Here is an 18,842-nt window from a genome sequence, read left to right as displayed (position 1 = left end):
TTTACATATGAATACAGCCGGTGTTTCAAAACACCGGCTGTATTGCTTTTACGTCGGATCAATAGTTAAAAGCATCTTTTTGTACGACAAAGAGATGTTGCTATATAGATTCTTGATCCATTTTTTTTGCAGGCATATTTCATATCTTAACGAAGAGTTAATCTAAGTAAATTCCTATAAAAAGATAATGGAATTACTTTTACGACCTTAAACAAATATTATGAAAAAAATATTACTATTAGTGGCGTTTTGTGCCGCAATCATTTCAAATGGTCAGACCACCGTTTCTTATGATTTTTCAAGTTCAGGAGCTTCTGCCGGCTTGAATTCTGCTGCACCAGGAGTTGCTCTCGACGCAAATATTGGTTTTGGGAGTTTTAAAAATTCTGGATCTTCAAATCCAGGAATCTTTAGTAGTCAATTGAGACTTTACCAAAGTGATACTAAAGGAGGTTCTATTGTGATTTATGCTAATAATGGAGTAGTTATCACTGATGTTACCGTAAATGCTTCATCTAGAATAGGAGATGCTGGATTTATTGTGGACAGTGGTACAACTATAAATGTTGCAGGTGGTAGTACTTATAGTATAAATGGAATCAATGGACTTTCTCAAGTAGAATTTTTTCAACGAGAGAGTGGTAGTGGAAACAGAATCTATATAGATACTTTTGATGTTACTTACATGACTGCTGGCCCGGCAACGACATCACTGCAGTTTGATCCTAACTCTTTAACGGTAAATGAAGATGCTGGTACTGTAGATCTTACGGTTTCTATTTCTAATGAGTCTACAAGTAATGCTACCACGGCAGATGTTGTTCTTACATCTGGTACGGCTAGTAGTATTAATAATTATACTACTCAATCGGTTACATTTCTTGCAGGTAGTTCAATGAATCAAATCGTGACGGTAACGGTTACTGATGATATGATTGAAGAACTAGATAAAGATTTTACTTTTGAGATTCAAAATATAGTGGGTGGCGATATGGCTGCTGCTGGTACAAATAATACATTTACACTAACGGTTTTAGAAGATGATATTGCACCTATTTCTTTACCTTATATAGAGAGTTTTGATGATTGTGCTGATAATAAATGGGTCGCTTTTGATCAAGCTGGTGATGATGTATGGGTTTGTAGTTCTGGAGCTTATACTATGAATGGTTTTGGTGGTACGGAAGATATAGATTGGTTAATTACAGAAGTTCCTGTCGATTTCCCTACAGTAGCAAGTCTTAATCAAATAGAAGTAACCACTTCAGAACGTTTTGGTAATAGTATAAATGAAGCAGGAGAATTCTTATTGAGATATTCTACAGATTATGATGGATCGGGAGATCCAACTATGGCTACTTGGACAGAACTAGTTTTTGATCCTAATAATACTTCTTCAAGTAATTCAGCTTCTGCATCTTCTACAACAATGGTTGATGCTTCTGCTATTCAAGGTCAGGCTTATATAGCATTTTTATATGATAACACAGGATTAGGTGCTGAAGAATGGGTAGTGGAAGAAATAGAGATTACTACCTTACCAGCCAGTGCAAATCTTGCACCTTCTATAGCAAATATCTCAAATAGTCCAGTTGCTCCAACTTCTACAGATGTGGTGACGGTAAATGTAGATGTTACTGATGCAGATGGTTTGAATAGTGTAGAACTGCAATATGGTTTTGCCTCTGGTATTTATGATCAGACTCCTGTAGCTATGGTATTATCTAGTGGTGATACCTATCAGGCAACTATCCCAGCGCAAGTAGATGGGACAACTGTGTATTATCAAATAGTTGCTATAGATGCAAATGCGTCACCAGAAACGGCAACTAGTTCAGAGCAGAATTACATAGTATTAGATCCTCAACCTCAAGGTCTTCAAATAGATGTTGTAGATACAGCCTATTTAATTGATTTTGATAATACGGTAGTAAATGTAAATAATGGACCTTTTGATGGTTCAGGATTTGTAACTGTACCTGCAGTTGGACAACTAGATGCAGATGCTTTTGCAATTGATGGTTTACAAGATGCGACAACTAACTTTGGAGATGAGCAGTCAGGTAATGATTTTGGAAAAGGAGTTTCTGACGGTGGCGTTTCAAGTGGTGGTATATATGCATTTGAAGTAGCTGCAGGAGATTATGCTTTAGGAGTACAACCTACAGGTAGTGACTTTACACCTGGTACTATCTTCTTTCAGTTTACTAACAACACAGGAGCTGTAGTTACAGATTTATCTGTAGCTTATGATTTTTATGTTTTTGATAATGAGAATAGAGCAAATGATTTTAGATTTTCTCACGGTGCAGATACATCTTCTCTTATTGAGGTGACTGATGCGGCACTTTCTTCTATGCTAGGACAAGATGTTATTGAAGAATGGAAACGCAATGCAATAGCAATGGATCTAACAGGTTTAAATATCGCTGCAGGCGATACTTATGTGTTAGCATGGTCTTCTGCAGATAGTGGAAGTAATTCTTCTGATGAGATTGCTTTGGATAATATTCAACTGATTGCCAACCCTTCTAGTCAAAAGATTAATTTAAGTGGAGTTTTAGAATCATTAACTTTATTAGGTGATGTGAATTTGAACAATACGACTGAATTGAATGGTTTCTTAAAATTAGTTTCAGGAGATTTAGCAACAAATGATAATTTGACTTTGAAATCTATTGATAGTAAAAGCGCTGTAGTAAGAGAGGTGATCGCTGGTACAGTAACTGGAGACGTAAAAGTAGAGCAATTTTATCCAGCCCAAAGAGCGTTTAGATTTATAGGGTCTTCTGTGAATATGACAGGTAGTGTTTATGATAACTGGCAGCAAGCTGGCTTAAGTGTAGGTGATGCAGGTTATATAGCAGGAAATGGTACACATATTACAGGTGGATCAATGGCTGACGGTTTTGATGTGTCTGGTTCTAATAATCCATCTGCATTTAGCTTTAATGAAGATACACAGCTTTGGGAAAGTACTTCTGCTACAAATTCTACTAGTTTAGCTGCAGGTGATGCTATACGTGTATTAATTAGAGGAGATCGCAGTGTTTCTTTAACAACAGCTGGTGCTTTACCATCTAGTACTACATTGATTTCTAACGGATCTTTGTCTTTGGGAGATTTTACAACATCAAATTTATCCACTACAGAAGGTGGTTTTAACTTTGTAGGTAATCCATACCAAGCACAAGTAAATTTAAATAGTGTTTTAAATGATGCTGATACAGAGGATATCGATGTAAGTGAATATTATGCTTGGGACCCAACTATAGGTACTAGAGGTGCTTATGTGACTCATAATTTTGTATTAGGAAATAGTAATGCAACATCTGAAGTTAGTGAGTTCGTACAACCAGGTCAGGCATTTTTTGTAACTACTGCCGAAGATGGAAGTAATGCTGCTGCACTTGCACCAAGCATTTCTTTTAAAGAATCTTATAAGTCAACAAACTTTGAAACGACTAATACCTATCGTAATTCTAATGTAAATGAGCAGATATCTGTTTCTCTATATACAGATCAAGAATTGGCTTCAGGTAAAGCTAGAGATGGTGTTTTAATATCATTTAATTTGAATGCATCTAGTGCAGTTAGTGCAAGCGGTGCTGTAAAACTTCAGAATCCTGATGAGAACTTGTCTGTAGAGGCATTAAACTCGTCATTAAGTATTGTGGAAAGAGTAGCGCCTGTGGATAGTGAGTTAATACCGTTGAAATTAAATGGTTTAACCGCTAATAATTACACTTTTGATATCGATAATTCTTTTACTAATCTTCAAACCTTATTTGTAGATCATTTCTTAGGGACTGAGACTTTAATGGTAAATGGTAGTAATTTAGTGAGTGTTAGTTTTGATAGTGCTAATGCTGCTAGTGTAGACGAAAATAGATTTGAATTAAAGTTTTTAAACAGCACGTTGTCTGTTGGAGATATCGCTTTCGCGGAAGCGGTACAAGTATATCCTAATCCAGTAAACGGAGATAGTGTTACTATCGGAAACCTAATCGCAGGTGAGTCTGTTCAGGTTTCTATTTTTAATACATTAGGTCAATTAGTTAGTTCTTACCAAAAGGAATCGACTAACGGCAAGGAAACTATTTTAAACATGAATAACCTTAAAAAAGGAATTTATCTACTTAAAATAGAACAAAACAATACTGGGGCAATTAAGAAATTTATAAAAAACTAATCATGAAAATAAAAAAGGTTTTACTTACAATTATAGTTATAGTCGCATTTTCAAGCGTAGCAAGTGCTCAGGCAGCATTTGATCCAGAAGTAGAAGACGTAGCGGCATTACCTGGACTGTTAATAGCAGCAGTAGCAGGTTTGTGTATAGGTGGTAAAAAAATGTTACGTAAATAATAGACTACTAATACTTATGTAAATTAAGGGCAATGTTTAACGCATTGCCCTTTTTTTTATACTATTTTTGCCGCAAGGGAAAATGAAAATAGAATACTTTAAAAATAGATTGGCTCAAATCTTTTGGAATGGAGATAATTCTCTTCAATTCAAAAATTTGAGGTATTTACCACGTTGGATGGTAGTCGCAATAGATGTTTTTCTAGTTGTGGTGTCTTTCTATATTTCGTTTTTAATAGTAGATAATATTGCTACTACTTTTTATCAAGTACTGTCTATATATCAACAGGCAGCATTCTTTACTCTTGTATACCTAGCGTCCTTCTTTATATTCAGTACCTATTCTGGCCTTATTAGGCACAGTACCTTTGTAGATATTTTTAAAATAGCATTTGCATGTGTAGCTAGTACTACAGTAATAGTTGTTGTAAATTATGGTTATTATTTTCTATTTGATCAGAAAATATTTTTAATGCCATTTCTGATTATTAATATGACAACTACCTTTGTAGCTTTATTGTTATTCAGGATTTTAGTTAAGCGATTGTACTCCTATATATCTCATGGAAAACAGAAGATATATGACGTTTTAATAGTAGGTGTAAATGACGATAGCATCGCACTTGCTGAAGCTTTAACAACTTCAAAAACACAAAGCTTTAATCTAGCTGGTTTTATTTCTTTTAAAAACGATCATCAACGTATTAAGATTTTAGGGAAGCCTATTATTAAGTACGGTAGCAAGTTTTATGATAAAATCGCACCTATGAAGGTGAATGGACTTATTATCGCAGGTTCTCAGTTGTCTATTGCTCAAAAAAACGAGTTGGTAGATAAAGCGCTAGCAAACGACTTGAAAATATTTAATGTTCCTGATATCACACAATGGACAGATAAGGAAGATGTTAGTACAAAAATCAAAGAAATTCAAATTGAAGATCTTTTAGAAAGAGATGCTATACATTTAGATGATAGTCAGATTTCAAATTATTTAGAAGATAGAGTTGTCATGATAACTGGTGGAGCAGGTTCTATAGGAAGTGAGATCGTAAGACAAGTTTCTGATTATAATCCGAAGTGTGTACTTATATTAGATCAAGCCGAGTCTCCTTTATACGATCTAGAGTTAGAGTTAAAAGAAAAGTTTCCGAACGTAGTTTATAAGTTTATCCTTGCAGATGTAAGACGTAGGGAGAGGTTAGAAAGTATATTTGAAGCTAATGATATCTCAGTTGTTTTTCATGCTGCAGCATATAAGCATGTTCCTATGATTGAATCTAATCCTCGAGAAGCCGTGTTTGTTAATATTTTAGGTACCGTAAATCTAGCAAACCTAGCAGTGAGTAAGGGTATAGATAGATTTGTAATGGTGAGTACGGATAAGGCTGTAAACCCTACTAATGTGATGGGTGCTAGTAAAAGAGCAGCAGAGATTTATGTACAATCTTTACAACAACATTCTACTGGTACTACTAAGTTTATTACTACAAGATTTGGTAATGTGTTAGGATCCAATGGATCTGTAATTCCTTATTTTAAAAAGCAGATAGAAAGTGGCGGTCCTGTAACGGTTACACATCAAGATATTATAAGATACTTCATGACTATACCAGAGGCTTGTCAACTCGTGTTGCAAGCTGGTACCATGGGTAATGGAGGTGAGATCTTTGTTTTTGATATGGGGAAACCGGTACGTATTATGGATCTTGCGCAGCGTATGATAAAGCTTTCCGGCTTTAAACCTTATGATGAGATTGATATAAAAATTATAGGCTTGAGGCCTGGTGAGAAATTATATGAAGAGTTGTTAAGTGATGATTCTAAGACCTTACCGACACATCATCAAAAGATTATGATTGCTAAGGATGAACCTTACAGTTATGAAAATGTGACACATTATCTAAAAGAAATTGAAGCAGCAACTCACAATTTTAATGATGATTTAGTTGTTATGAAAATAAAGCAAATGGTGCCTGAATTTATTAGTAAAAACAGTGTATTTGAATTGCTAGATAAGAAAGTGAAATTATAGAATTAAGTATCTTTGCAAAATGAAAAATGTTTTAATTAAATCATCTTTAATATTAATTTTTATCGCTTTGGTCACCTCTTGTGTGTCAAAAGATAAGATTCTTTATGTTCAAGATATTGACTCTGCGTTAACAGAAAGAGAATTGAATTATGAATCCATTATAAAAAAGGATGATATTCTTAGAATTATTGTAACTAGTGAGAATATGAAACTAGTACAGCCTTTTAATCAAGTAGTTAACCCAACAGCTAATAACGATTTGACGATCGCTTCTCAAAATAAACTTCTAGGTTACCTCGTTAATAATGAAGGTAATATTTCATTCCCTTTATTAGGTGATATAAAGGCTGCAGGAATAAGCCGAAAAGACTTAACTGATACTATTCAAAATAGATTGAGAGCAGAATATGTTAAGGATGCAACAGTAGACTTGAGAGTTGTTAATTTTAAGATCACCGTATTAGGTGAGGTGACTCGACCAGGAAATTATAATTTTGATTACAACCGTATTACTTTACTTCAGGCTATAGGTATGGCTGGGGATTTAACTATTTATGGGAATAGAAAAAATATTACCGTTTTAAGAGATGTGGATGGTGTTCAAAAGGTCCATAAATTAGATCTTACTAAATCTGATTTTATAGACTCAGAATATTACTACCTTCAACAAAATGATGTGATCATAGTGGAACCTAATAATGCTCAAGTACAAGCTGCAGGTTTTAATAGAAACGCCTCTCTCTACGTTTCGGTAGCTTCTGTTTTACTATCACTAATAGTGATTCTTTCAAGAAATTAATTTATGAGTACTACAAACATAGAAGCTAATCAAGCTCTTTCACTTAAAGATCAAATTAACCAATATCTAAGATATTGGCCGTGGTTTATTATTAGTGTTTTTATTTTTTTATTATTGGGTTTCGTTTATTTAAGATACGCTAGTAAAGAATATGTAGCTTCAACAAAAATTTTAATAAAAGATACTCAGAGTGGTGGTGGATTATCTGAGCTTTCTGCATTAGGAGATATAGATGTATTGGGAGGCTCTTTCAATACTGTAGAAAACGAGATGGAAATCTTAAATTCTAACAAGCTTATTAATGATGTTGTGACTAATCTGGATTTAAATATTGTTTATACGCGAACAGGAAATATTAAGTCTACCAATATCTATAAGAATAGTCCTATTAAACTATCGATTTTAAATGATTCATTATCTAATACAATTTCTGAGTCGATAGATTTAATGATTAGATATGTAGATGAAACTAAGTTTGATATTAAATTCGTTGAAGATTTAAATTATGTGACACATGATTACGGTGCATCCTTTAAGTTGGCTGAATTAAATTTATTAGTAGTACCTGATTTTGATCATTCAAGAGGTAGTTCCCAAACTAATGAAGTAGAAGATAAAAACTGGAAAGACTTATTGGTTTCGATAAAGCCGATTAATGACGTTACCAAATCTCTCAAATCTAAACTTAACATTTCTAAAGCTGATAAAAGAGGTAGTGTTCTAGAAATTACTTTAGTAGATCCAGTAAAGGAGAAAGCTGAAGATATTCTTAATAATCTGGTAGTTGTTTTTAATGAAGATGCTATAAAAGATAAGAATCAAGTGGCTCAAAATACGGCCAAATTCATTGATGAACGCCTTGCCGATATTCAAAAAGACCTCGATAGTTTAGAACGTGGAATACAAACTTTTAAAACTACGGAGAGATTAACTGATTTAGTAGCTGAGTCTGCGTTAAATCTACAGTCTTCTGCTGGAATTACTAGAGAATTGATTGAATCTAAAACTCAACTAGAAATAGCGAGGTTGATAAAGGACAAATTGAATAAAGAGAGTTATGATTTTATTCCTGAAAATATTGGGTTACAAAATCTAAACATTCAACAGGCTTCTTCTAGTTATAATTCATTGGTTCAAGAATACAATAGGTATAAGGATAATGCTACAGCAGATAACCCTATTCTTAGAAGATTAATGGATGAAATTGATAGCTTGAAACAGGCTATTCTTTTATCTCTAAATAATACTATTAATTCTATTGAAATTCAAAAACAAAGTCTGACTAGAGAGTTAGGTTCTGTTTCTGGTAAAATTTCTACAGTTCCTGAAAACGAACGAATAGCTAGATATATAGAAAGAGACAGAGAAGTTGTCGAAGCTATTTATTTATTATTAAATGAGAAGAAAGAAACAACTGCTATTTCTTTAGCAGTTACTGCACCTAAAGCGAAGATTGTAGATTTTGCACTCGCCTCTAAGGATCCAGTATCACCTAAACCAAAGATTGTTTATTTAGCTATGATGTTGATAGGTTTCATTCTTCCTGGTGCGATAATTTATGGAAGGTCCATTTTCTATAATAAAATTGAGTCTAGAAATGATGTAGAGAGAGGATTACCTAATGCTAATATTTTAGGTGAAGTACCTAAGTTAGACAAGGATAGTGTCGACTATATTGTGCCTAACGATAGATCTGTCTTAGCTGAGTCTTTTAGAATTATAAGAACGAACCTTCAATATAAGTTGAATGCTTTAAATCATGATGGTACTAAAATCATTTTGGTAACTTCTACCATCAAGGGTGAAGGGAAGACACTTGTTTCTTATAACGTTTCAAATACATTTGCATACTCTGGGAAGAAAGTATTGCTTATAGGTGGTGATATTAGAAACCCTCAATTACATAGGTATTTACCTAACGTATCAAAGAGAACAAAAGGGGTTACAGAATACCTTACAAATGATCAACTGACTGTAGAAGAGTTAGCAATGACCTCTAAGGTTAATCCTAACCTCGATATCATTCTTTCTGGTGCTATACCACCTAATCCTGCAGAATTGTGGATGCAAGATAGAACTAAGGACTTATTTGAAGAAGCTAAGTCTTTATATGATCTGGTAATTATTGATAGTGCACCTACTATATTGGTAACCGATACATTGTTGATTAATAAGTATGCTGATGTTACAACTTATGTTACAAGAGCAAATTATACAGACACTTCATTATTAGAATTTGTTGCAGATACTATTGATGATGGTAAATTAAGTAATGTAGCGGTAGTTGTAAACAACGTTAAGTTAGCTAACTTCGGTTATGGTAATAAGTATGGATATGCTTATGGAGAGGAAAAGAAAACTTGGTTAGATCTCTTGAAAAAGAAATTTTCAAAAGGAAAATCTTTTGAATAAGATTTTCCTATATTAAATATTAAATATTAAATATAAGCTTGTGGTTTTCCACAAGCTTTTTTATTGAATCAATTTGATTCTTTTTAATTTTTATAGTTTTTATTTTTTCTAGGTGTGATGGCTTGTGAGCATCTGTTCCTATGAACTCATACATCCCTTTATCTAGAAGTGATTTTGATTTTTGAAAAGAATCTTCTCCATAATGTTCTGTTAAGGAAAGTAAATTGAGTTGTAATTCAAATCCTCGATCTTTTAAATCTTGATAGGCATCTATAGATTTTATATATCTATACCTCTCTGGGTGTGCTAGTATAGGTTTTAAATCTTTTTGACACATTTTAAAAACTAACTCCTCAAGGTTGTTAGGTTTTTGAAAATAAGATAACTCCGTCAGGATGTAGTTCTTATGAAGACATAAATAATTATTAGTATCAATTAGGTTTTCAAATTCACCATCCATCATGTATTCGGAAGCAGTAGAAATAATAAAACCTCTATGATTGCTTGCGTCTAAGGCTAATTTTGTTTGATTAAATTTCTCAGTAATCCCTTTTGCATCATTCCCATAATAATCTTCCATGGTATGAGGTGTTGCAATACAACTTCTAAAACCTAATTCTTTAAAAGCTCCTATCATTTCTAAGGTGGTTTCTAGGTCTTTTGATCCATCATCTATGCCTGGTAGTATGTGATTGTGAATATCAACGACGTCTTCTAAGAAATCGACTAAAAAAACAGATTTGTTAAAGAAAAACATAATTTAATTATTTAATAATTTTTGAACATCAAGAAGTAGGTATTCATTAGGGAATAGCTCTTCTAGAATAGTTTTGTATTCCGCATTATTTTTTAAAGCATTTTGTAAATGAAACTTTCCTTTTATTAAATCACCACTTTTCAAATAAAGTCCGGCAATTCTGTAAAGAAGTCCTGCTTCTTGTGGGTAAAATTCTAATCCATTTTCGACATTTACTATTGCGGTATCTAACTCGCCTAAAAATAATAGAAGGTCACATCTATCAATCCATGTAGAGAGTTCATAATTACCTAATTCAATAGCTTTCCTGAAGCCGTATTCTGCCTCTTCAATAAAATTGAGCCTTCTGTTTATAGCTGCATATTTTGTCCAATACAAAGCATTGTCGCTGTCTACTTCTGTTGCTTTTTCAATGTACGTCAATGCTTTTTGAAAATCGAGACGTTGGGTGTAAAAATTTACTATGGCTAACCATCCCTTATCTAGCAAAGGATCTTCTTTAACGGTTTCTTTAAAATAATGTATGGCTTTTTCATCTACGCCTAGTTTTTCAAAGCATTTACCTAATCGCAAGTAAGCAAATGATGTTGGGTCATCGAGTTTTAAAGTAATTTGATAATTTTCTATTGCTTCATTATACCTGCCTAGTTTTTCAAGAACCTTTCCTTTTTCTAAATAAGCACCCACAAAATGATCATCTGATATGATCGCAAATTCAAAAGCAGCTAGTGATTTCTCATACATTTTTATGTCAAAATACTGTTTACCTACTTGGTGCCAGGCCACCTCACTATATGGGTTTTTATTTAAGAATAAGTTTAAAAAATCTATAGCCTGTTGATGTTCTTGTAAAAAATCAAAACAATAAATGATGTTGTAAAGAGCAGAGTAATCTGTGTCATCTAGCTCGAGACATTTCATAAAATTAACCTTAGCATTTGAATAATCTTCTATAAAAAGAAATTCCATTCCTATAAGATTATAGACATCTGCTTGATCTAGTGTTAAATCTAGAGCTATCTTGAGTAGATGTATCGCTTTATCATGTCTTTCTGTTTTAGAAAAAATATTAGCTTTTTGTATGTAAACTTCGGCATTTTGAGGTTCTAGTTCAAATAACTCATTAAGAACCTCTTCGGCTTGAGAGAATTGATCGTCAAAAATATACATCTCTGCTTTGAATAGCTTCAAATTTGCAGAAGATGGATGCTGTGATATACCTAAACTAATAGCTTTTCGGGCTAGAACCATTTTTCCTTCATCGAGATAATGTTCTATTATCTCTTCAAATTCTCCACTGTCAAAGAATCCAACTTCATTGGACTTTAACATGAGTTCAAACTTTTTTATGCTCAAACCTTCATCACCATTTAAATCAAAATGCATACATAGAATATTAAAAATTCTTGTTTTACTAAGTTCAATTTTTTTGCCAAATTATAGGCAAAAACAAGATTTCTCTTGTCAACAACTTATAAACAGAGTCTTTTAGGGTTAATTGGAATAGAAGTTTTCAGTAACTTCTATAAGTGTTTGACATGCAAATTCTATTTCTGAATTTGTTATAGTATACGGTGGAGTGATCCTAATAGCTCGTTTTTCAAATAATAATAAGAAAAAAATCACACCGCGATTTCTACATTCCTCTACTATTTGAGTTGTAAACTTATCATCGGGCAATAAAGCTATAAGCATAAGGCCTTTACCTCTTACTTCCTTAATGTTTTTGTGTGTTAAGCTTTCGCGAAAGCGTAACTCTTTATCTAACATTTCTGACAGGTATCCACCATTTTCAACCTCTTGTAAAGTAGCTAGTGCAGCCGCTGCGATTACAGGATGTCCTCCGAATGTGGTAATGTGTCCTAACATGGGTGAGTTTGATAATTGTGACATATGTTCTCTACTCGCAGTTAATGCGCCAATGGGAAGGCCTCCTGCGAGTCCTTTGCCGGTCACGACAATATCTGGTACAATGTCTAACTGAGTGAAGTAAAACATGCTACCTGTGCGGCCTATACCAGGTTGTATCTCGTCTATAATGAGCAAGGTATTTGTTGCTTTACAGCGTTTACTTAGTTCTTGTGCCCATATTTTATTAGGTATTTTAAAGCCAGCACCGCCTTGAATACTTTCTATAATTACAGCTGCGGTATTTTCATTAATCTTTTTTAAATCTTGAAGGCAATTAAAATTGATATGTGATATACCTGGAAGCAAAGGTCTGAAAGGTGCTTTGCGCTCTTCAAAGTCCATTAGGCTCAGTGACCCTAACGTATTACCGTGATAGGCGTTTCTCATAGCGATGATTTGAGATTTTCCAGTCACTTTACGTGCTAGTTTTATAGCAGCTTCTATAGCCTCGGTACCGCTATTTACTAGATAAGTGGTTTCTAATGGAGCCGGTAGGAGAGAGTCTATTTTTTTACATAATAATACAGCTGGTTCTTGAGCATACTCTCCATAAACCATGACATGCATATATTGATCTACTTGTTGTTTTATCGCTTTTACAACGGCAGGGTGACAATGTCCTAATGGTAGTGCACTTACACCTGCAACCATATCTAAGTATTTCTTGCCAGATTTATCATAGATATAATTTCCCTTTGCACTGGATATCTCTATTCCTGGTGCATAGGGTGTTGTTTGTGCTTGGTATTTATAAAAATCATCCTTCATTTTCTTTCTCTTCCTTTATAGCATCAGGAGTATCTGTAGATCTGGTTTTAAGATCTTCTTCTTTTAATCTTGAGTTCTTATTGATGTTAAATGGTGTTTCTTTTTTGAAGAAATCCTCTTCGATATCAGGTAATGGTATCCCTTGAATTGAGGTTAAAATAGGTTTTGGTTTGCCTCTGAAAAGATCTTCTTTTGATATTATTCTTTCATCGCCTCGCCATTTAAAGCCTCTTAAAGTTCGAGCATTTTCAGGTAATTCTTCTGGAGGGTATGTCTTATCGTCTGGATCATCATAATTTGTGATAACGGTCATTTCTTTATTTTCAAAAAGAATCTCCATTCTACCGCTAGTACCTTTGTTTATACCTATTAATTCTTGTTTGTCATTGCGTGAATAGATTAAATTTTCAACATTTTTATTAATATTGACGACTTCTAATTGACTAGAATCATTGAATTTACCAATAAGTTCTTTTCCTTTTATTTGATTAAAACCACCGCTACTATCTTGGTCTACTATAAATGCATTATAGAAGACGTGCAAACTGTCCAGGCGCTCTGTTAAGGTGTTGCTTTGAATATGTATGCTATCTCCTGTCATCTGGCTGTTACCACTCCACAACACTGGTTTAGTAATCATTTTAGTAAGTCCAGTACTTTGCCTAGTGACTATCGAGTCACATCTACCACTAAGGTTGCTTTTAAATAAACGTACATCATAAAAACCTCTTACTATTCTATCATTTTCGGGACCTGTGACCATGAGTCTATCTGCATGTATGTATACACTATCTTGATCTTGAATAGAAATCGCAACGGCTCTTTTAGTTATAAAGACAGAATCTTTTGCTCGATACACTTCTGCATAATGCCCTTTAATAATAGATTTATTTATTGTGTCGGTTACCACTATATTATTAGTTGCACTTGCAAATGACCTGCCTCTATTAAAGTAAAGGCTATCTCCAGTTACTGTTCTATTGTTATAGTCTATCCTGGAGTTCTTTATAAAGTAACCTTCGTCATTTCTAGTGTCATAAAAACCTCTTTCACAATATACGGTACTAGTTTTTCCTTTTATAGTAGATGGTCCATACATTCTAGTATGTCCTGTGTCGGTATAGAAGTTAAGGTGATTACTATCTATGGTATATTCTGGATTTCTCACTCTTACGTCATCAAGAAACTGATAACGTTTTTCTTTAATAAAATAACGTCCGATCCTGCTCTCTAAAGTACTAGCAGTGTCTTTTACAGTACCGCCACTTCTATAATAAGCTTCTTGCTTTGCACGATCAAAGAATAAGGTGTCTGTTTTGAGTGTCGTCTCTGGGTTTCTCATAAAAACATCACCACTTGCAAATGCTAGTTGAGAAGTACCATTATATTCTGCATATTCAGAGCTCATTTTTATAGAATCACCTTGATGTATACGTACGTTTCTAAATATTCTTATAAAGTTATCTTTCTGATATAAAACAGCTCGGTCACACCACATTTCTATGCCTTTGTGTTGTACAAATACTTGTTTTCTATCATTACCAGAATAAATTACCGCGCCAGGAAAAAGGTCTTCATTAATTTCTCTTAGACCACCAGTTACATTAATTAAAGAATCATTTACTGTTTCCTGTGCAATGGTAGTATATGAAAGTGATATGAATATAAAGAAAAGAAGTTTTTTCAAGATGGTGTTTTTAGAGAGTTCAAAATTACGAAAATGCATCATGCTTTAACTAAACGTTTCTTTTTAGATTAATTATATTATAAACAAAAAAAAGCGTCCCCAAGGACGCTTTTTAAATTTATGTAAGAGTTGAATCTTTATAATTCAATACTAGTTATCGTTAGAGATTCCTCCTGTCCCGCAATCATCTTTACAGAAAGAGTTAGTAGTACCTACTGAGTCACCAACTTGATCACCATCTAGCCAGATACCTTTTCTTTCACTGATACAACCATGACTGTTAAGTCTGTATAGTACAGCGTAAACAGAGTTACAAGTACATTCATCTATACAGCTGTCAGAAAAAGTATAAGTAACTTTAGTCTTTCTACTACCGAAACAGTTTCTAATGTTGAAACGACATACGTTAGGAGTACCGTCTGCACTTAACGGAAGATCATCACAATCTTCATCGATATTCATAAATACAGAGTAAATAAACCATCCATCTGTTGATTCTAATGTATATGTAAATCTTGTGTTATTGCTTATAAGACCTCCTAAAATACCATCTTGTACTTTAGCTATTTTTAGGTTAAGAGCGCTTTCTCCAGTTGCAGGGTCAATACCATCTTGATCTACACAGTTACCAAATTCTGGGTTAGTAATAGGCAATAATTTATTTAAATCACTTACAGCAACAATAGACTCGATATCATAAGGGTAAACAGATGCGTCTGGATTAATTGCTTCAGGAACTAAACCGTTAGATAACGCGTCTTCTTCCATAAAGTTGATAAATCTTTCTTCGCTTAATGCTGTTACATCTACAAGATCTGCTCTATCTTCATTAGTCTCTTCTACAGAACAAGAAACGATTGTAAATGCGGCTATAAATAAAGGTAATAGTTTTTTCATCATGTTTATTTTACATGGCAAAACTACGATAAAAGTAAAGTTAGAGTTTAAAATAGTCGTTTTTTTCGCTCTAAGGTGTTATTTAATCGATTTTCAACACTTAAAAACATAATTAATTGAAAAACAGCAATTTAGCAATTGCATTTCGTCGACATTAACATGCGTTTAACGTTTTTTCAGGTGCTTTTTTTGATCTATTCAACCAGCCAGGTCATTTTAGTACTTGTTAAATCTTCTGTAGATACTTCAGTTTCTGTAATAGCAGCTTTTCCAGTTGAGCTATTTTTTAAAGAAAGTACCTCGTATTTAATTAAATTCCATCCTTCCTGAATGTCTAATTGATAAGAATCTATTCTAGAATAAATTTCGTTAGAGTCATCTTCAAAAAGATTTTCTGAAACTTGTTCACCTATGATAGAGATAGGACCTTTGGCATAAATGTAATAATAGTGATATCCTTTTTCTGGAGTAGCATCACTTTTTCCAACTGCGTAGTCCACAAAGTTTTTGCTCGAACTAGAAAATATATAATGAGTTTTTTCTGGTGATATTATTTCAAATCTAAAGAACTTACCAGCATAGGCTATTAATTCTTTTTTACCAGTAAAATCTAGCTCGCTAGCATTTGGAAAACTATCTAATGCGCTAGTGAATTCTAGGTTGTATTCTGCATCAGGAGAAGAGTTATAGGTGTTAAAAGAATTACGTGTGATGGCATCAAAATCCTGAGGTAATTCAATTTTAAAAGTACCATTATTAGCTATTTCTCCACCTATTATAGGTTCAACAAAATAGCCCATAATATTGATTTCACCATTTATTCCTTCTGGATTAGAGACTTTGCCCTCAATAGATAATACGTTTTCTGTGTTTTCTTCAATGCTATCTTCTTTTTCTTTTTCGGTTGTTTTACAGCTGGTTAAAACTATGAGAAATGCTAGCAATAGGTGTCTTTTAATCATCTTGTTTTATTTGATTTAAACATAGAATCTAATATAAGATTGATTCCTTGAAATATAAATACTATGGCCAGTAATGCAAATGCTATTCCTGGCATTAAAAAAATAATAGGATGTTCAGACCCTGCTCCTATATATATAAGGATAGGGCCAGCAAATAGAAAAAGTACGCTTATAGCAAGCTTTTTAATTCCTTTACCTAAGACCTCTCTATCTGTAGATGTTTGCGACATAATGTTAACAAATTCCTTGATGTTCAATAGCGTTTCTTACACTACCATGATCGATTAATAACTTTCTAGCAATTTCATAATTTACACCTGTCGCTTCCATAATCATACGTGTACCTCGATCTACTAGCTTATCATTACTTAACTGCATATCGACCATTTTATTACCTTTTATATGGCCTAATTGAATCATAACACTGGTACTGATCATGTTAAGAATCATTTTTTGCGCTGTACCAGCTTTCATCCTGCTGCTGCCGGTAATGAATTCAGGGCCCACAATTACTGCTATAGGATGTGTGGCAACTTGATCTAATGGACTGCCTGGATTACAAGTAATGCATCCAGTGGTAATTCCCATTTTATTGCAACTTTCTAGACTGCCTATGACATATGGTGTAGTGCCGCTAGCGGCTATTCCTATAACTACATCTTTATTAGTTATTTGGTAGTTTTCTAGATCTTTAAGTGCTTGTTTTTCATCATCTTCAGCATTTTCTACAGCTTTTCTAATTGCTGTATCACCACCGGCAATAATACCTATGATTTTATCATAAGAAACACCGAATGTCGGTGGACATTCACTAGCGTCTAGTACACCTAATCGACCACTAGTTCCAGCGCCTATATAAAATAGACGGCCACCAGTTTTCATTTTAGAAACAATTTCTATTACGAGTGACTCAATAAGTGGTATTACCTTTTCTACAGCAATTGCTACTGTTTGATCTTGTTCATTAATACTACGTAATAACTCTCTAGGACTCATCTTTTCTAGATGATTGTAATGAGAATCTTGCTCTGTTATTTTATTAAATGCCATGATGTTGGTCTCGCTTTCGTGAAAGCGGTATTTTAATTAAACTAATAAGATATAGTATCCATGATTTCTAATCCATAACCTATAATACCTATGCGTTTACTTTGCTCAGAGTTAGTCATCAACTTAATTTTAGTAATGTCTAAATCATGAAGTATTTGCGCGCCTATTCCATAATCTTTATTATCAAGATTGCGTCTAGGAGCTTTAATACCACCGTTTTCTTGTAGATCTTTAAGCTCTTCTAATCTACCTAACATGTTTTCTGGCTCAAACTGCTGGTTAATGAATACTATCGCGCCTTTCCCTTCTTTGTTTAATTGATTAAACATTGCGTCTATCTTTCTGTCGGCATCGCTAGTAAGGGTAGAGAATAGGTCATTATTTACCTGTGTAGAATTCATACGTGTAAGAACGGTTTCTTCTTTTTCCCAATCACCTAGAGTAAGTGCTATGTGAATTTGATCGTTAGTTGTTTGTTGATATGCACGTAAACGGTACTCACCAAAACGTGTTTTCAACATAAAGTCCTCTTTCTTTACGATAAGGCTATCATGTTTCATCCTGTAAGCAACAAGATCTTCTATAGATACTAATTTAAGGTTGTGTTTTTTTGCTACTTCTATTAATTGTGGTAGACGTGCCATGCTACCATCTTCATTCATGATTTCTACTATAAACCCTGCAGGTTCATGACCAGCAAGTCTTGCAAAATCAATGGCTGCCTCTGTATGTCCTGTTCTTCTTAGAACACCGCCATCTTTTGCCTTAAGAGGAAAAATATGTCCAGGTTTACTTAAATCGTGTGGTTGTGTGTCTTTATCAATGATCGCTTGTAGAGTTAAAGCTCTATCTCCCGCACTTATTCCAGTGGTCACACCGTGACCTCTTAAATCTACTGAAACGGTAAAAGCCGTTTCCATAGGATCAGAATTATTTACTACCATCATGGCTAGATCTAGTTCTTTACATCTAGATGCGGTAATAGGTGCGCAAATTAATCCACGCCCATGTGTGGCCATAAAATTCACTAATTCTGGTGTTGCAGATCTAGCGCTGGCAACAAAGTCACCCTCGTTCTCACGATTTTCATCATCTACAACTATAATGGCTTTACCATTTTTTATATCTTCTATAGCATCTTCTATGCGGTCTAATTGAAAGGTAGGAGCGGCTTTTTCTTGAGTAATCATAAGGAGTTA

14 protein-coding genes are annotated in these 18,842 nt (G+C 33.8%); 5 read left to right on the top strand and 9 right to left on the bottom strand.

The features are described 5' to 3' along the window. Positions 1-220 precede the first annotated feature (220 nt). The 5 genes from ACJJVJ_RS03915 (at position 221) to ACJJVJ_RS03895 (ending at position 9,611) form a co-directional block, all read left to right on the top strand. Positions 221-4,192: a T9SS type A sorting domain-containing protein gene (locus ACJJVJ_RS03915; protein ID WP_405369131.1), complete on the top strand. Its 3,972-nt coding sequence runs from the start codon at positions 221-223 to the stop codon at positions 4,190-4,192. A gap of 2 nt (positions 4,193-4,194) precedes the next feature. Next, complete coding sequence (locus ACJJVJ_RS03910) at positions 4,195-4,368, top strand: hypothetical protein (protein WP_405369129.1); 174 nt, start codon at positions 4,195-4,197, stop codon at positions 4,366-4,368. A gap of 109 nt (positions 4,369-4,477) precedes the next feature. After that, positions 4,478-6,400: a polysaccharide biosynthesis protein gene (locus ACJJVJ_RS03905; protein WP_405369127.1), complete on the top strand. Its 1,923-nt coding sequence runs from the start codon at positions 4,478-4,480 to the stop codon at positions 6,398-6,400. A 19-nt stretch (positions 6,401-6,419) separates the two neighbouring features. Further along, positions 6,420-7,199 carry a polysaccharide biosynthesis/export family protein gene (locus tag ACJJVJ_RS03900; protein WP_405369125.1) on the top strand — a complete coding sequence of 260 codons (780 nt, stop codon included), beginning with the start codon at positions 6,420-6,422 and terminating at the stop codon, positions 7,197-7,199. A gap of 3 nt (positions 7,200-7,202) precedes the next feature. After that, positions 7,203-9,611 (top strand): GumC family protein, encoded by a 2,409-nt coding sequence (locus tag ACJJVJ_RS03895; RefSeq protein WP_405369123.1) that lies wholly within the window; start codon positions 7,203-7,205, stop codon positions 9,609-9,611. A gap of 19 nt (positions 9,612-9,630) precedes the next feature. Here ACJJVJ_RS03895 and ACJJVJ_RS03890 read toward each other — a convergent pair whose 3' ends face one another. The 9 genes from ACJJVJ_RS03890 to ribB all read right to left on the bottom strand — a co-directional run bounded on the left by ACJJVJ_RS03890 (position 9,631) and on the right by ribB (position 18,833). Then, positions 9,631-10,368 (bottom strand): tyrosine-protein phosphatase, encoded by a 738-nt coding sequence (locus ACJJVJ_RS03890; protein WP_405369121.1) that lies wholly within the window; start codon positions 10,366-10,368, stop codon positions 9,631-9,633. Between the two features lie 3 nt (positions 10,369-10,371). Continuing rightward, a complete protein-coding gene (locus ACJJVJ_RS03885; RefSeq protein WP_405369119.1) occupies positions 10,372-11,754 on the bottom strand; it encodes a tetratricopeptide repeat protein in 1,383 nt (460 codons plus the stop codon). A gap of 108 nt (positions 11,755-11,862) precedes the next feature. Then, the gene (locus ACJJVJ_RS03880) at positions 11,863-13,047 is read right to left on the bottom strand and encodes an aspartate aminotransferase family protein (protein WP_405369117.1); all 1,185 of its coding nucleotides are present in this window, start codon (positions 13,045-13,047) and stop codon (positions 11,863-11,865) included. Continuing rightward, positions 13,037-14,734 carry an OstA-like protein gene (locus ACJJVJ_RS03875; protein WP_405369115.1) on the bottom strand — a complete coding sequence of 566 codons (1,698 nt, stop codon included), beginning with the start codon at positions 14,732-14,734 and terminating at the stop codon, positions 13,037-13,039. The genes ACJJVJ_RS03880 and ACJJVJ_RS03875 overlap by 11 nt, the downstream gene beginning before the upstream one ends. A 150-nt stretch (positions 14,735-14,884) precedes the next feature. Continuing rightward, positions 14,885-15,631, bottom strand: a complete 747-nt coding sequence (locus ACJJVJ_RS03870) for a hypothetical protein (RefSeq protein ID WP_405369113.1) — start codon at positions 15,629-15,631, stop codon at positions 14,885-14,887. A 194-nt stretch (positions 15,632-15,825) separates the two neighbouring features. Continuing rightward, positions 15,826-16,593: a hypothetical protein gene (locus ACJJVJ_RS03865; protein WP_405369111.1), complete on the bottom strand. Its 768-nt coding sequence runs from the start codon at positions 16,591-16,593 to the stop codon at positions 15,826-15,828. Further along, positions 16,590-16,823: a DUF6095 family protein gene (locus ACJJVJ_RS03860; protein WP_104516237.1), complete on the bottom strand. Its 234-nt coding sequence runs from the start codon at positions 16,821-16,823 to the stop codon at positions 16,590-16,592. The genes ACJJVJ_RS03865 and ACJJVJ_RS03860 overlap by 4 nt, the downstream gene beginning before the upstream one ends. Before the next feature lie 4 nt (positions 16,824-16,827). Further along, positions 16,828-17,643 carry an N-acetylmuramic acid 6-phosphate etherase gene (gene murQ / locus ACJJVJ_RS03855; RefSeq protein WP_405369109.1) on the bottom strand — a complete coding sequence of 272 codons (816 nt, stop codon included), beginning with the start codon at positions 17,641-17,643 and terminating at the stop codon, positions 16,828-16,830. 41 nt (positions 17,644-17,684) lie between these two features. Continuing rightward, entirely contained in the window at positions 17,685-18,833 is a 1,149-nt protein-coding gene (ribB, locus tag ACJJVJ_RS03850) for a 3,4-dihydroxy-2-butanone-4-phosphate synthase (protein ID WP_104516239.1), read from the bottom strand. Between the last annotated feature and the right edge of the window lie 9 nt (positions 18,834-18,842).

Origin of the sequence: Nonlabens sp. Asnod2-A12, from assembly GCF_045063745.1 — a bacterium.
Lineage (GTDB): Bacteria > Bacteroidota > Bacteroidia > Flavobacteriales > Flavobacteriaceae > Nonlabens > Nonlabens xylanidelens.
This window is presented reverse-complemented; position numbering and strand designations above follow the sequence as displayed.